Origin of the sequence: Streptomyces sp. NPDC050732 (assembly GCF_040654255.1) — a bacterium.
In the GTDB taxonomy this organism is placed as follows: domain Bacteria; phylum Actinomycetota; class Actinomycetes; order Streptomycetales; family Streptomycetaceae; genus Streptomyces.
The window spans coordinates 16,076-29,488 of sequence record NZ_JBFAHP010000036.1; the positions used below are offsets into that span (position 1 = coordinate 16,076).

12 protein-coding genes are annotated in these 13,413 nt (G+C 67.8%); 2 read left to right on the top strand and 10 right to left on the bottom strand.

The features are described 5' to 3' along the window. Positions 1–72: 72 nt before the first annotated feature. From trpD to AB0H82_RS28530, 5 genes are all read right to left on the bottom strand, one after another. On the bottom strand, positions 73–1,137 hold the full coding sequence (gene trpD / locus AB0H82_RS28510; protein WP_362997658.1) for an anthranilate phosphoribosyltransferase: 1,065 nt from the start codon (positions 1,135–1,137) through the stop codon (positions 73–75). Positions 1,138–1,308: 171 nt separating this feature from the next. Further along, positions 1,309–2,949 (bottom strand): cytochrome bc complex cytochrome b subunit, encoded by a 1,641-nt coding sequence (locus AB0H82_RS28515; protein WP_362997660.1) that lies wholly within the window; start codon positions 2,947–2,949, stop codon positions 1,309–1,311. After that, on the bottom strand, positions 2,946–4,001 hold the full coding sequence (locus AB0H82_RS28520; RefSeq protein ID WP_362997662.1) for a Rieske 2Fe-2S domain-containing protein: 1,056 nt from the start codon (positions 3,999–4,001) through the stop codon (positions 2,946–2,948). Before AB0H82_RS28520 ends, AB0H82_RS28515 begins: the two co-directional genes overlap by 4 nt. After that, positions 3,998–4,807 carry a c-type cytochrome gene (locus AB0H82_RS28525; protein ID WP_362997664.1) on the bottom strand — a complete coding sequence of 270 codons (810 nt, stop codon included), beginning with the start codon at positions 4,805–4,807 and terminating at the stop codon, positions 3,998–4,000. Before AB0H82_RS28525 ends, AB0H82_RS28520 begins: the two co-directional genes overlap by 4 nt. 77 nt (positions 4,808–4,884) lie before the next feature. After that, positions 4,885–5,505 carry a heme-copper oxidase subunit III gene (locus AB0H82_RS28530; RefSeq protein ID WP_055566234.1) on the bottom strand — a complete coding sequence of 207 codons (621 nt, stop codon included), beginning with the start codon at positions 5,503–5,505 and terminating at the stop codon, positions 4,885–4,887. A gap of 178 nt (positions 5,506–5,683) precedes the next feature. Between AB0H82_RS28530 and AB0H82_RS28535 the strand changes: the two genes are divergently transcribed. After that, positions 5,684–6,082 carry a hypothetical protein gene (locus AB0H82_RS28535; RefSeq protein ID WP_362997666.1) on the top strand — a complete coding sequence of 133 codons (399 nt, stop codon included), beginning with the start codon at positions 5,684–5,686 and terminating at the stop codon, positions 6,080–6,082. 84 nt (positions 6,083–6,166) lie between these two features. Here the strand turns inward: AB0H82_RS28535 and AB0H82_RS28540 are convergent, their stop codons facing one another. From AB0H82_RS28540 to coxB, 4 genes are all read right to left on the bottom strand, one after another. Then, positions 6,167–7,414 (bottom strand): Ig-like domain-containing protein, encoded by a 1,248-nt coding sequence (locus AB0H82_RS28540; protein ID WP_362997668.1) that lies wholly within the window; start codon positions 7,412–7,414, stop codon positions 6,167–6,169. Positions 7,415–7,550: 136 nt separating this feature from the next. Beyond that, the gene (locus tag AB0H82_RS28545) at positions 7,551–7,949 is read right to left on the bottom strand and encodes a cytochrome c oxidase subunit 4 (RefSeq protein WP_055566237.1); all 399 of its coding nucleotides are present in this window, start codon (positions 7,947–7,949) and stop codon (positions 7,551–7,553) included. After that, entirely contained in the window at positions 7,946–9,688 is a 1,743-nt protein-coding gene (gene ctaD / locus AB0H82_RS28550) for a cytochrome c oxidase subunit I (protein WP_362997670.1), read from the bottom strand. Before ctaD ends, AB0H82_RS28545 begins: the two co-directional genes overlap by 4 nt. Beyond that, on the bottom strand, positions 9,685–10,647 hold the full coding sequence (gene coxB / locus AB0H82_RS28555) for a cytochrome c oxidase subunit II (protein WP_362997672.1): 963 nt from the start codon (positions 10,645–10,647) through the stop codon (positions 9,685–9,687). Before coxB ends, ctaD begins: the two co-directional genes overlap by 4 nt. Positions 10,648–11,019: 372 nt before the next feature. Between coxB and AB0H82_RS28560 the strand changes: the two genes are divergently transcribed. After that, the gene (locus tag AB0H82_RS28560; protein ID WP_362997674.1) at positions 11,020–12,396 is read left to right on the top strand and encodes an aminotransferase class V-fold PLP-dependent enzyme; all 1,377 of its coding nucleotides are present in this window, start codon (positions 11,020–11,022) and stop codon (positions 12,394–12,396) included. A gap of 3 nt (positions 12,397–12,399) precedes the next feature. Here AB0H82_RS28560 and AB0H82_RS28565 read toward each other — a convergent pair whose 3' ends face one another. Further along, positions 12,400–13,374, bottom strand: coding sequence for a carbohydrate kinase family protein (locus tag AB0H82_RS28565; RefSeq protein WP_362997676.1), 975 nt, complete (start codon positions 13,372–13,374; stop codon positions 12,400–12,402). Positions 13,375–13,413 lie beyond the last annotated feature (39 nt).

Here is a 13,413-nt window from a genome sequence, read left to right on the forward strand (position 1 = left end):
CTTCGACGCGCAAGGCGCAGTCCAGCATCCGGACTGCGCCCTGCGTCACATCGTCGTGCCCGAGAGGGGTTCTCAGCGGTTGCTCGCGGCCACCCAGCGCTCCAGGGCCTTCTTCGCGGCCCCCGAGTCGATCGCCCGCGCCGCCCGCGCCATGCCGGCGCTGATCTGCACGGCCAGCGGCTCGTCGGTGGGCGTCAGGGCGGCCAGCGCCGCCGCCGAGTTCAGCAGCACCGCGTCCCGCACGGGTCCGCTCTCCCCGTCGAGCAGCCGCAGCGCGACCTCGGCGTTGTACGAGGCGTCGGCGCCCCGCAGCGCCTCGACGGGCACCAGGTCGAGCCCGACGTCCCGGGGGTCGAAGGCCTCCTCGCGCACGGCGCCGTCCCGCACCACCCAGACCCGGGAGGTGGACGTCGTCGTCAGCTCGTCGAGCCCGTCGTCACCGCGGAAGACGAGGGACGAGTGCCCCCGCTCGGCGAAGACGCCCGCCACGATGGGCGCCATCCGGGGGTCGGCGACCCCGACCGCCTGGGCCCGCACCTTGGCCGGATTGGTGAGCGGGCCGAGGAGATTGAAGACGGTCCGGATGCCCAGCTGGCTGCGGGCGGCACCCGCGTGGCGCAGCGCCGGGTGGAACTTCACGGCAAAGCAGAACGTGATGCCCGCCTCTTCGGCGACCTCGACCACCCGCTGCGGGGCGAGGTCGAGGTTGACGCCGAGCTTCTCCAGCACGTCGGAGGCGCCGGACGCGCTGGAGGCGGCACGGTTGCCGTGCTTGACGACCTTCGCGCCCGCTCCCGCGACGACGATCGCGGACATGGTCGAGATGTTGACGGTCTTGGCGCCGTCGCCGCCGGTGCCCACGATGTCGACGCTCGGACCCGGCACGTCGATGACGTTGGCGTGCGCGTACATGGCGCGCACCAGACCGGAGATCTCCTCGACGGTCTCGCCCTTGGCCCGCAGCGCGACCACGAAGCCCGCGATCTGCGCGTCGGTGGCCTCGCCGCGCATGATGCGGTCCATGGCCCAGGCCGTGTCGTCGGCGCTCTGGTCACGGCCTTCCAGCAGGCCGTTCAGTACGTCGGGCCAGGAACGGCCCGCCGCGGTGTCGCCTCCTGCGGGGGTCACAGCGTTCATAGCCGCTCCTGGGTTTTCGTCTGCGTATGCGTATGTGGGGAAACACCCCGGCACATGGGGGTGGGACCACCCTATCCAGCCTCCGGGACGGCAAAGAGCCCCGTCCATGCAATGGACGGGGCTCTTACCGTGGCGACCTTGGAGAGGTCAGAGCTTCAGAGCTTCAGTTGATCAGTGGTGGCCGTGGCCGCTCGTGATCTCCTTGTACTCGTCGGCGGTGGGCTTGGGGATCTGACCCTCTTCCCCGAAGTAGCCCTTGGAGAGCTTGGCCCGCAGCTTCTGCGAACCGGACACCTTGCGCTTGACGCCGTTCTCGTCGACCGCCGGGCCGAGCTCGACCGGCTTGTACTGCTCATGCGCGGTGAGCGTGTGCAGCTGCTCCTTGCTGAGCGGCTCGTGGACCTCGATGAACTCACCGTGCGGCAGCCGCTTGATGATGCCCGACTCGCGGCCGTGCAGCACCTTGTCCCTGTCGCGCCGCTGCAGACCCAGGCAGATCCGCTTGGTCACGATGAAGGCGATGACCGGTCCGACGAAGAAGGCGATCCGGACGAACCAGGTGATCGCGTTCAGCGACAGGTGGAAGTGCGTGGCCCACAGGTCGTTGCCACCACCGACCAGCATGACCATGTACGCCGTGATCCACGCGACACCGAAGGCCGTGCGGGTCGGGGCGTTGCGCGGGCGGTCCAGGATGTGGTGCTCGCGCTTGTCGCCGGTGACCCAGGACTCGATGAACGGGTAGACGGCGATGGCCACCAGGACCAGCGGGAAGACGATGACCAGCGGGATGAACACACCCAGGACGAGCGTGTGACCCCAGAGGTTGATCTCCCAGCCCGGCATGACACGGATCAGACCCTCGGCGAAGCCCATGTACCAGTCGGGCTGGGCGCCGGTGGACACCTGGTCCGGACGGTACGGGCCGATGGCCCAGATCGGGTTGATCGAGGCGACCGCCGCGATGACCGCGATGACACCGAAGACCAGGAAGAAGAAGCCTCCGGCCTTGGCCATGTAGACGGGCAGCAGCGGCATGCCGACGACGTTCTTGTTGCTCTTGCCGGGGCCCGCGAACTGCGTGTGCTTGTGGTAGAAGACCAGGATCAGGTGCGCCACCACGAGGCCGAGCATGATGCCCGGCAGCAGCAGGATGTGGACCGAGTAGAACCGGGCCACGAAGTCGCCGCCGGGGAACTCGCCGCCGAACAGGAACATCGACAGGTACGTGCCGACGATCGGCACCGACAGGATCGCGCCCTGCATGAAGCGGACACCGGTGCCGGAGAGCAGGTCGTCCGGGAGCGAGTAACCGGTGAAACCGGTGAACATGCCGAGGACGAACAGCAGGAAGCCGAAGAGCCAGTTGACCTCACGCGGCTTGCGGAACGCACCCGTGAAGAACACGCGCATCATGTGCACGAACATGCCGGCGAGGAAGATCAGCGCCGCCCAGTGGTGGATCTGCCGGATCAGCAGACCACCGCGCACATCGAAGGAGATGTGCATGGTCGAGTTGAACGCCTCCGACATCAGCTGTCCCTGCATCGGGATGTAGCTGCCGTGGTACTCCACCTCGTTCATCGACGGGTGGAAGAACAGCGTCAGGTACACACCCGTGAGGATGATGATGATGAAGCTGTACAGGCAGATCTCGCCGAGCATGAAGGACCAGTGGTCCGGAAAGATCTTGCGCATGTTGGCCTTGGCGAGGGAGTAGATCCCCAGCCGGCCGTCGGCCCAGTCGGCGACGCGCTCGCCGGCGGGCGCTTGCTTGCGCTGTTCTTTGGAGGAAGTGGTGGTGGTGCTCATCCGCGCTCCCAGAAGGCAGGACCGACGGGCTCTTCGAAGTCGCCGAGCGCCTCCAGGTAGCCCTTTTCGTTCACGCCGATGCGCAGCTGCGGCAGGGCGTGACCGGCCGGGCCGAAGATGACTCGGGCACCGTCGGAGAGGTCGAAGGTGGACTGGTGGCACGGGCAGAGGACGTGGTGCGTCTGCTGCTCGTACAGGGAGATCGGGCAGCCCACGTGGGTGCAGATCTTGGAGTACGCCACGATGCCTTCGTGCGACCACTCCAGCTCGCGCTTGTCCTTGATGTTCTCCGGCTGAATCCGGACGATCATCAGGGCGGCCTTGGCGATCTGGGTCTGGAAGTCGTGGTCGTGCTCCGACATGCCCTCGGGCATGGCGAAGGTCAGCGACCCGACCTGCACGTCCGACGGACGCAGCGGCTCGTGGGTGTTCATGTTCACGAGCATCTTGCCCTTGGCCCACTTGGTGTGCCGGAGCTTGTCCTCGGGCAGCGGCCCGAGGTCACGCAGCAGGACGACACCGGAGAGCGGGACCAGGGCCAGCGCGCCGAACATCGTGTTGCGGATCAGCTTGCGCCGACCGAAACCCGACTCCGCGGCGCCCTGCTTGAAGTCCGCCATGACCTTGGCACGGACCTCGGGCTCGGCCGCGATCTCGTGCCGCTCGTCGGTCATCTCGACGTCGGACATCAGGGTGCGGGCCCAGTGGACCGCGCCCGCGCCGATGCAGAACAGCGCCACGCCGAGGGTCGTGCCCAGGGCGAAGTTGAGGCCGCTGATGTGTCCGATCGGCCAGATGAAGACGCTCTTGTCGGCCGGGATCGCCACGTACGAGGCGATGAAGCCGACGGTCGCGATCATCGACAGCGTGAACAGGAACGCCACGACTCGCTCGGAACGCCGGGCGGCCCGCTCGTCGATGTCCTGGACACGGTGCTCGTGGGGCGGCAGCCCCGGGTCGGCGAACGGATTGTCCTCCGCGGTCGCCACCGAGCCGTGCTCGGTCTCCTGCTTGCTGGGCAGGTTCTCTTCTGGAATCTCTTGGCTACTCATGACTTCTTGGCCTTTGCGGTCCGAGCGGCGACCCACACGGCGACCGCGATCAGCGAGCCGAGACCGAAGATCCAGCCGAAGAGGCCTTCACTGACCGGACCCAGACCACCCAGCTTCAGACCGCCAGGGCTCTCGGTCTTCTCGCCGTTGACCGCGTCGAGGTACGCGATGATGTCCTTCTTGCTCTTCTCCGGCATCGTGGTGTCGGGGAAGGACGGCATGTTCTGCGGGCCGGTCTGCATGGCCTCGTAGATGTGCTTCGGGGAGACACCTTCGAGCGACGGCGCGAACTTGCCGTGCGTCAGCGCGCCACCTTCACCGGTGAAGTTGTGGCACTGGGCACAGTTGGTGCGGAACAGCTCACCGCCCTTGGCGATGTCCGCTCCGTCCGGGCTGTACTGCTTCTCGGTCGGAACCGAAGGACCGGCACCCAGCGACGAGATGTACGCCGCGAGCTGGTCGATCTGGGCCTGGTTGTAGATGACCTTCTTCTTGGGCGCCTGGGCACCCGGCTGCTGGAGCGGCATACGTCCGGTGCCGACCTGGAAGTCGACAGCGGCGGCGCCGACGCCCACCAGGCTCGGACCGTCGGAGGAGCCCTGACCGCCGGTTCCGTGGCAGCTGGAGCAGCCCACGGCGTAGAGCTTCTTGCCCTCGTCGATGGCGAGGGACTGGGCGGTGTCATCGGCCTGCGCCTTGTCCGCCGGCGCGAACGCGGCGTACAGCCCCCCGGTGGCCGCCAGCGCGAGGAGTAGGACGACGACCGCCGCCAGCGGATGGCGTCGTCGTGCGGAGAGCTTTTTCACGGATTACCCCGGTGTCAGGATCTTCTGCGTCGATGCTTCTGGAATGTTTCGAATGCGTCGCGTGAGCGACCTGCCGCTTACTTGATCATGTAGATCGTGGCGAAGAGGCCGATCCAGACCACATCGACGAAGTGCCAGTAGTAGGACACGACGATGGCTGCGGTCGCCTGTTCGTGGGTGAACCTCCTGGCCGCATAGGTGCGCCCAAGGACCAGCAGGAAGGCGATCAGGCCGCCTGTCACGTGCAGTCCGTGGAAGCCGGTGGTCAGGTAGAAGACCGAGCCGTACGGGTCGGACGAGAGCGAGAGGCCCTCGTGCTTGACCAGCTCGGTGTATTCGTACACCTGACCGCCGATGAAGATCGCACCCATGATGAAGGTGACGATGAACCACATCCGGAGCTTCTTCACGTCACCGCGTTCAGCTGCGAACACGCCCAGCTGACACGTGAGGGAGGAGAGCACCAGGATCGTGGTGTTCGTCGCCGAGAACGGGAAGTTCAGGGCCGAAGCCATTTCCTTCCAGTGATCAGGACCTGTCACCGATCGCAGGGTGAAGTACATCGCGAAGAGGGCCGCGAAGAACATCAGCTCGGAACTCAACCAGATGATGGTTCCGACGCTGGTGAGGTTCGGTCGATTGACCGGCGGGTGCGCGTGCCCGGTATCTACTGTCGTTGCTGTCGCCACGACCGACATTATGTCGGTCGCTTATCCCGCCCTCACCCCGGGGGGTGCCGTTCGGAGTGTCTGCGGTCCGTGTCCTGCCCGGATGGCCCATCGGAGGCCTCTCCGAACCGGTGTTGACGGGGTGTCGGGAGGAGTAGCATCCGCCCATCGGTTCCCGGCCGAATGCCCTCAACGATGCGGAGGAACAATGCAGCCGACCGCCACGGTGCTGGTCTACAGCGACAACGCGAGCACCCGCGAGCAAGTCCGGTCGGCCACCGGCCGCAGGCCGGCCGCCGACGTTCCCCAGGTCCAGTTCATCGAGTGCGCGACGCCGCACGCGGTCATCAAGGAGCTCGACCGGGGCGGCGTCGACGTCTGTGTGCTGGACGGCGAGTCGGCGCCCGGCGGCATGGGTGTCTGCCGCCAGATCAAGGACGAGGTCTTCCAGTCGCCGCCCGTGCTGCTGCTCATCGGGCGCCCGCAGGACGCCTGGCTGGCCACCTGGAGCCGGGCCGAGGCCGCGGTGACCCTGCCGGTCGATCCGGTGGAGTTCGCGCAGGCCCTGGCCGCCCTGCTGCGCACCAGGACGCCCGTGGAGGCCTGAGGGGCCACCGATGATCCGTGAGAAGGGCCCGCGCCACGGCGCGGGCCCTTCTCGTGCGCCTCTGAGGGGCTCTCTGCCGGGCCGTCAGACCCGCGGCCGCAGCCTGGCCGCGTCGGCCGCCGCGGGGCCTTCCTTGGCCCCCGTGAGCAGCGCGCTGCCCTCGCGCCACTTCTTCCAGCCCATGTTCCAGTCGCCGAGGCCGTTGCCGAACGCCGGCATGTCCTCGCCGTTGCTGTTGATGACCGTGACGAGGTCGCCCTGCCGGACGGTCTCGTAGAACCAGGCGGCGTTCCCCGTGCTCATGCCGGTGCAGCCGTGGCTGGTGTTCGCGGCGCCCTGCGAACCCACCGACCAGGGCGCGGCGTGCACGTACTCGCCGGAGTCGGTCACCCGTGTCGCGTAGTAGACCATCTTGTCGTAGAAGTCCGACGCGCCGATGCTGGCGCTGGTCATGCGTACGGAGTACTCCTTGCCCAGCACCACCTTGACGCCGTTGCGCGTGGAGTAGCCGGGCTTTCCGGTGGTCACCGGGATGGAGTTGATCTGCTCGCCGTTGCGGTAGACCGTCATGTAGTGCGAGGAGGCGTCCGTCACGGCCTCGATGCGGTCGCCGATGGTCAGTTTGAGCGGCTTGGCCTCGCCGCCCCAGAGCTTGTCCTTGACCTTGAGGCCTTCGAGGTTGCTGGAGACGTGGACGGTCGCGCCCGTGGGCCAGTACTCCTTCGGGCGGTAGTGCAGCGTCTCGCTGTCCACCCAGTGCCAGGCTCCCTCCGTGGCGGGTACCGAGCGGACCTTGAGGGCGCGTTCGACGGTCGCTCTGGCCTCCTTGCCCTTCACCGGGGCGCTGAGAGTGGCCGTGACCGGCTGGCCGACGCCGTACTTGCCCGACTCGGGGCCGAAGGTGACGTTCAGCCGCTTCTTCTTGTCGGGCGTGTCGGTGGCGAAGGTGAGGACCTTGCGGCCCGGCGACCCCTCGTCGTCCTCCGTGCTCACCCGCACGGTGTAGTGGGCCCCTGCCGCCAGTGGGGTGGTGCTGTGCCACCGGGCGCCGTCCGCCGAGAGTTCACCCGCCACGTACCGCCCCATGGCGTCGGTGGCCGTCACATCGGTGATGCGTCCGTCCTCGCCCTGGGCGGTGACCTCCAAGGGCTTGTCCGGGTCCGCCTTCTTACTGCCCACCGGGCCGTTGAAGGCGATCTGGCCGGCCGCGTCGTACGGCTGCGCCGAGAGCGGGTGGCCGTCGGAGGTACCGCATGCCGTGACTCCCGCGCCGAGGGCGGTGACCAGCATCGTGCAGCTCAGTACCGTGCGGATTCGCGGAGAGTGGCTCATAAACACACGGTATGAAGGTTCATCAGGTTCGGCGCGCCGAGTTGACCCGTTCGAGGGAGTGTCGCGTACGCCGAAGGGCCCGGACGCTCCTCTCGGAGTGTCCGGGCCCTTCGGATGCGGAGCGCGAACTACAGACTCACTGGGTCTGGTTCTCGCCGCGGTAGTACTCGAACACCCAGCCCCACAGGCCGATCAGGATGATCGGGGCCGAGAAGTACAGCAGCCACCAGCCGAAGACGACGCCCATGAAGGCGAGCGCGCCACCGACGGCCAGGGAGAGCGGCTGCCAGCTGTGCGGGCTGAAGAAGCCCACCTCGCCGGCCTCGTCCGCGACGTCGGCCTCCTTGTTGTCCTGTGCGGAGGCGTCGACCCGCCGGGCCGTGAAGGCCAGGTAGTAGCCGATCATGATGCACAGGCCGAAGGCCAGGAAGAGCGCCGTGGTACCGGCCGGCTCCTTCGACCACACGCCATAGACGATCGCCATGGCGAGGACGAAGACGCTCAGCCAGATGAACATCTTGCCCTGGATCTTCACTTCGCGGCCTCCTTGTCGCCGCCGAACAGCGCGGTGTCCTTCTGCCCGTCGTTCTCGATGTGGCCGAGCGCCGCGATCTCAGGGTGGTGCAGGTCGAACGCCGGCGATTCCGAGCGGATGCGCGGCAGGGTGATGAAGTTGTGCCGCGGGGGCGGGCAGGACGTCGCCCACTCCAGCGAACGGCCGTAGCCCCACGGGTCGTCGACCTCGATCTTCTTGCCGTACTTGGCCGTCTTCCAGACGTTGTAGAAGAACGGCAGGATCGACAGGCCGAGCAGGAACGAGCAGATCGTCGAGATCGTGTTCAGCGCGGTGAAGCCGTCGGCGTGGAGGTAGTCCGCGTACCGGCGCGGCATGCCCTCGGCACCCAGCCAGTGCTGGACGAGGAAGGTGCCGTGGAAGCCGACGAACAGCGTCCAGAAGGTGATCTTGCCCAGGCGCTCGTCGAGCATCTTGCCGGTGAACTTCGGCCACCAGAAGTGGAAGCCGGAGAACATCGCGAAGACGACGGTGCCGAACACCACGTAGTGGAAGTGCGCCACCACGAAGTACGAGTCCGAGACGTGGAAGTCCATCGGCGGCGAGGCCAGGATGACGCCCGTCAGACCGCCGAAGGTGAAGGTGATCAGGAAGCCGACCGCCCACAGCATCGGGGTCTCGAAACTCAGGGACCCCTTCCACATCGTGCCGATCCAGTTGAAGAACTTCACACCCGTTGGCACGGCGATGAGGAACGTCATGAAGGAGAAGAACGGCAACAGCACGCCACCGGTGACATACATGTGGTGGGCCCACACCGTCACCGACAGACCCGCGATCGCGATGGTCGCGCCGATCAGACCCATGTAGCCGAACATCGGCTTGCGGGAGAAGACCGGAATGACTTCGGAGATGATGCCGAAGAACGGCAGGGCGATGATGTACACCTCTGGATGGCCGAAGAACCAGAAGAGGTGTTGCCACAGCAACGCGCCGCCGTTGGCCGCGTCGAAGATATGCGCACCGAACTTGCGGTCCGCCTCCAGGGCGAACAGCGCGGCGGCCAGGACCGGGAAGGCCAGCAGCACCAGCACCGCGGTCAGCAGCACGTTCCACACGAAGATCGGCATGCGGAACATCGTCATGCCCGGCGCGCGCATGCAGATGATGGTGGTGATGAAGTTGACCGAGCCCAGGATCGTGCCGAAGCCGGAGAACGCCAGACCCATGATCCACATGTCCGCGCCGATGCCCGGCGAGCGGACCGCGTCCGAGAGCGGGCTGTAGGCGAACCAGCCGAAGTCGGCCGCGCCCTGCGGGGTGAGGAACCCGCCGACCGCGATCAGCGAGCCGAACAGGTACAGCCAGTAGGCGAACATGTTCAGCCGCGGGAAGGCCACATCGGGCGCACCGATCTGCAGCGGCATGATCCAGTTCGCGAAACCGGCGAACAGCGGCGTCGCGAACATCAGCAGCATGATCGTGCCGTGCATCGTGAACGCCTGGTTGAACTGCTCGTTCGACATGATCTGCGTACCCGGGCGGGCGAGCTCGGCGCGCATGAAGAGCGCCATCACACCGCCGATGCAGAAGAACGCGAACGACGTGACCAGATAGAGCGTGCCGATCGTCTTGTGGTCAGTGGTGGTCAGCCACTTGATGACGACGTTTCCCGGCTGCTTGCGCCGAACCGGCAGCTCGTTCTCGTATGAGTCGGTTGGTGCTGCCGCGGCACCCTGGGGTTCGTTGAGGATGCTCACAGGTTGTTCGTCTCCCGGTTCTTCTCGTGGCCCGTCTGCTCGATGCCGGCCGGGATGTAACCGGTCTGGTTCTTCTTCGCGAGGTCCTCGAGGTGCTGCTTGTAGCGCTCGGGAGAGACGACCTTGACGTTGAAGAGCATCCGGGAGTGGTCGACGCCGCAGAGCTCGGCGCACTTGCCCATGAAGGTGCCCTCCTTGTTCGGAGTCACCTCGAAGGCGTTGGTGTGACCCGGGATGACGTCCTGCTTCATGAGGAACGGCACCACCCAGAAGGAGTGGATGACGTCACGCGAAGTCAGAACGAAACGGACCTTCTCGCCCTTGGGGAGCCAGAGGGTCGGGCCGGGGTTGCCGTTCTGGGGGTTCCGCTCGCCGGGCGTGCCGACCTCGTAGACACCGCCGGCGTTGGCCGGGAAGTCCTTGCGGAAACGGTCCGGAATGGCTTCCAGGTCCTTGGACGTCTTGGCGTCGTCCTTGTCGGAACCCGGAACGTCCTCGATGTAGTTGAAGCCCCAGCTCCACTGATAGCCGACCACGTTGACCGTGTGGGCCGGCTTGTCTTCGAGCTTGAGGAGCTTCGACTCGTCACGTGCCGTGAAGTAGAAGAGCACCGAGACGATGATGAGAGGCACCACGGTGTACAGCGCCTCGATGGGCATGTTGTAACGCGTCTGCGCCGGTACTTCCACCTTGGTGCGGCTGCGCCGGTGGAAGATGACGCTCCACAGGATCAGGCCCCAGACCAGGACGCCCGTGGCGAGCGCTGCCGCCCACGAGCCCTGCCAGAGGGAGAGAATCCGCGGAGCCTCTTCCGTTACCGGGGTGGGCATTCCAAGGCGGGGGAAATCCTTGTATGTGCAACCGGTGGCGGTCGCCAGGATCAGGCCCGCAGTCAGCACCTGCGGCAGCTTCCGCCGCATCGGGCGCCGCGACGAGCGGTCGGAGCCGTTGGGACTCACGTAGCGCCTTCCCGAGAGTCTCGCCCGCGCGGTCGGCTGCGGCCTTCACGCTGGTAGGTCGCCGCCCTGCGTCGGGCAGGGGTTTGGATGTTTATGCGGACCAAACCCTACTGGACGCTATTTGGGGTCGCGCGGGGAGGGTGCCTAACGCGCCGCGGGTCACTCCGAAGGGTGGGACGGGCCCCCGTCGGAGGCTTTCTGACGGGGCTTTGGGGCGCCCACCGGCTCGGCGGAATCTGTTGGTCCGCGGGTGCGGGCCGGTGGGGGCTTGTCGCGCAGTTCCCCGCGCCCCTGGGGAGCGCCCCTTGCGGGGCGGCTCCCTCGGGCGCTCCCCCGGAGTGTCTCGGTGAGCTGACGTCTTAGCGTTGGCGTGTGGCCTACTTCGATGTTGCTTCCTCCGCTCCTCTTCATCCCGTCGCACGGCAGGCGCTGCACGCGTCCCTGGACGAGGGGTGGGCCGATCCGGCGCGGCTGTATCGCGAGGGGCGGCGGGCGCGGCTGCTGCTGGATGCCGCGCGGGAGGCGGCCGCCGAGGCCGTGGGGTGTCGGCCCGACGAGCTCGTCTTCACCTCGTCCGGGACCCGTGCCGTGCACGCGGGGATCGCGGGGGCGCTCGCCGGCCGTCGGCGCGTCGGACGCCACCTGATCGTGTCGGCCGTCGAACACTCGTCGGTGCTCCATTCGGCGGAGGCCCACGCGTCCGACGGTGGGGCAGTGACCGAGGTGGCGGTGGACCGGGGCGGCGCGGTGAGCCCGGACGCGTACGCCGCCGCGCTGCGCGCGGACACCGCGCTCGCCTGTCTGCAGTCCGCCAACCACGAGGTCGGCACCGAGCAGCCGGTCGCGAAGGTGGCGGCGGTCTGCCGGGCCGCCGGGGTGCCGCTGCTCGTGGACGCCGCGCAGTCGCTGGCGTGGGGGACCGTCGACGGGGACTGGTCGCTGCTGACCGGGAGTGCCCACAAGTGGGGCGGTCCCGCGGGTGTCGGGCTTCTTGTCGTACGTAAAGGGGTGCGGTTCGCCGTGCGGGGTCCCGTCGACGAGCGGGAGTCCGGGCGCGCCGCGGGGTTCGAGAACATCCCGGCCATCGTGGCGGCGGCGGCTTCGCTGCGGGCGGTGCGGGCCGAGGCCGTCGCCGAGGGGGCGCGGCTGCGGGAGCTGACGGAGCGGATCCGGGCGCGGGTGCCCGGGCTCGTGCCGGAGGTGGAGGTGGTGGGCGATCCGGTGCGGCGCCTTCCGCACCTCGTCACCTTCTCCTGTCTCTATGTCGACGGGGAGACCCTGCTGCACGAGCTCGACCGGGCCGGTTTCTCCGTGTCGTCGGGGTCGTCGTGCACGAGTTCGACGCTGACGCCGAGCCATGTGCTGCGCGCCATGGGGGTGGTCAGTGAGGGGAACGTACGGGTCTCGCTGCCGCTCGGGGCGGAGGAGGCGGACGTCGAGCGGTTCCTCGATGTGCTGCCCGGGGTGGTGCGCGGGGTGCGGGAGACCCTGGGGGCGCCGGTGGGGGGCGGGAGCGGGGAGGCGGAGGCCGTGACGGTCGACGCGCTCGGGATGAGCTGCCCGCTGCCGGTCATCGAGCTGGCCAAGGCGATCGGCGGGGTGCGGGTGGGCGGCACCGTCACCGTGCTCGCCGACGACGAGGTCGCGGCGGTCGACATCCCGGCGTGGTGCTGGACGCAGGGGCAGGAGTACGTGGGCGAGCGGCCGGCGGACCGCGGTGTCGCGTACGTGGTCCGCCGGAGCTCGTGAGCGTCAAACGAGGTGCGGCTGGACCTCCGCGGCGGCCGCGTGGCCGTACGCCTTGGTGAAGCGGTCCATGAAGTTGCTGCGGCGCAGCTCGTACTCCTGCGTGCCGACGGTCTCGATGACGAGGGTGGCGAGCATGCAGCCGACCTGCGCCGCGCGCTCGTGGGAGACGCCCCAGGCGAGGCCGGAGAGGAAGCCCGCGCGGAACGCGTCGCCGACGCCGGTCGGCTCGACCTTCGCCTCCTCCTCCGGGACGCCGACCTCGATCGGGTCCTGGCCGACGGACTCTATGCGGACGCCCCGCGAGCCGAGGGTCGTCACGCGGTGGCCGACCCTGGAGAGGATCTCGGCGTCGGTCCAGCCCGTCTTGGACTCGATGAGCCCCTTCTCGTACTCGTTCGAGAAGAGGTACGTCGCGCCGTCGAGGAGCGTGCGGATCTCCTCGCCCTCCATGCGTGCGATCTGCTGGGAGAAGTCGGCGGCGAAGGGGATCTCGCGGGTACGGCACTCCTCGGTGTGGCGGAGCATCGCCTCGGGGTCGTCGGCGCCGATCAGGACGAGGTCGAGGCCGCCGACGCGGTCGGCCACCGTCTTCAGCTCGATGAGGCGGGCCTCGCTCATCGCGCCCGTGTAGAAGGAGCCGATCTGGTTGTGGTCGGCGTCCGTGGTGCAGACGAAGCGCGCGGTGTGCAGGGTCTCGGAGATCCGGACCGATGCGGTGTCCACGCCGTGCCGGTCGAGCCAGGCCCGGTACTCGTCGAAGTCGGAGCCGGCGGCGCCGACCAGGATCGGGTGGGTGCCGAGCTGCCCCATGCCGAAGGTGATGTTGGCGGCGACGCCGCCCCTGCGGACGTCGAGGGCGTCGACGAGGAAGGAGAGGGAGACCGTGTGCAACTGATCGGCGACCAGCTGGTCGGCGAAGCGGCCGGGGAAGGTCATCAGGTGGTCGGTGGCGATGGAGCCGGTGACTGCAATACGCACGGCTGGATGCTCCTGTGGAGGAGAGGCGGGGATTGACAG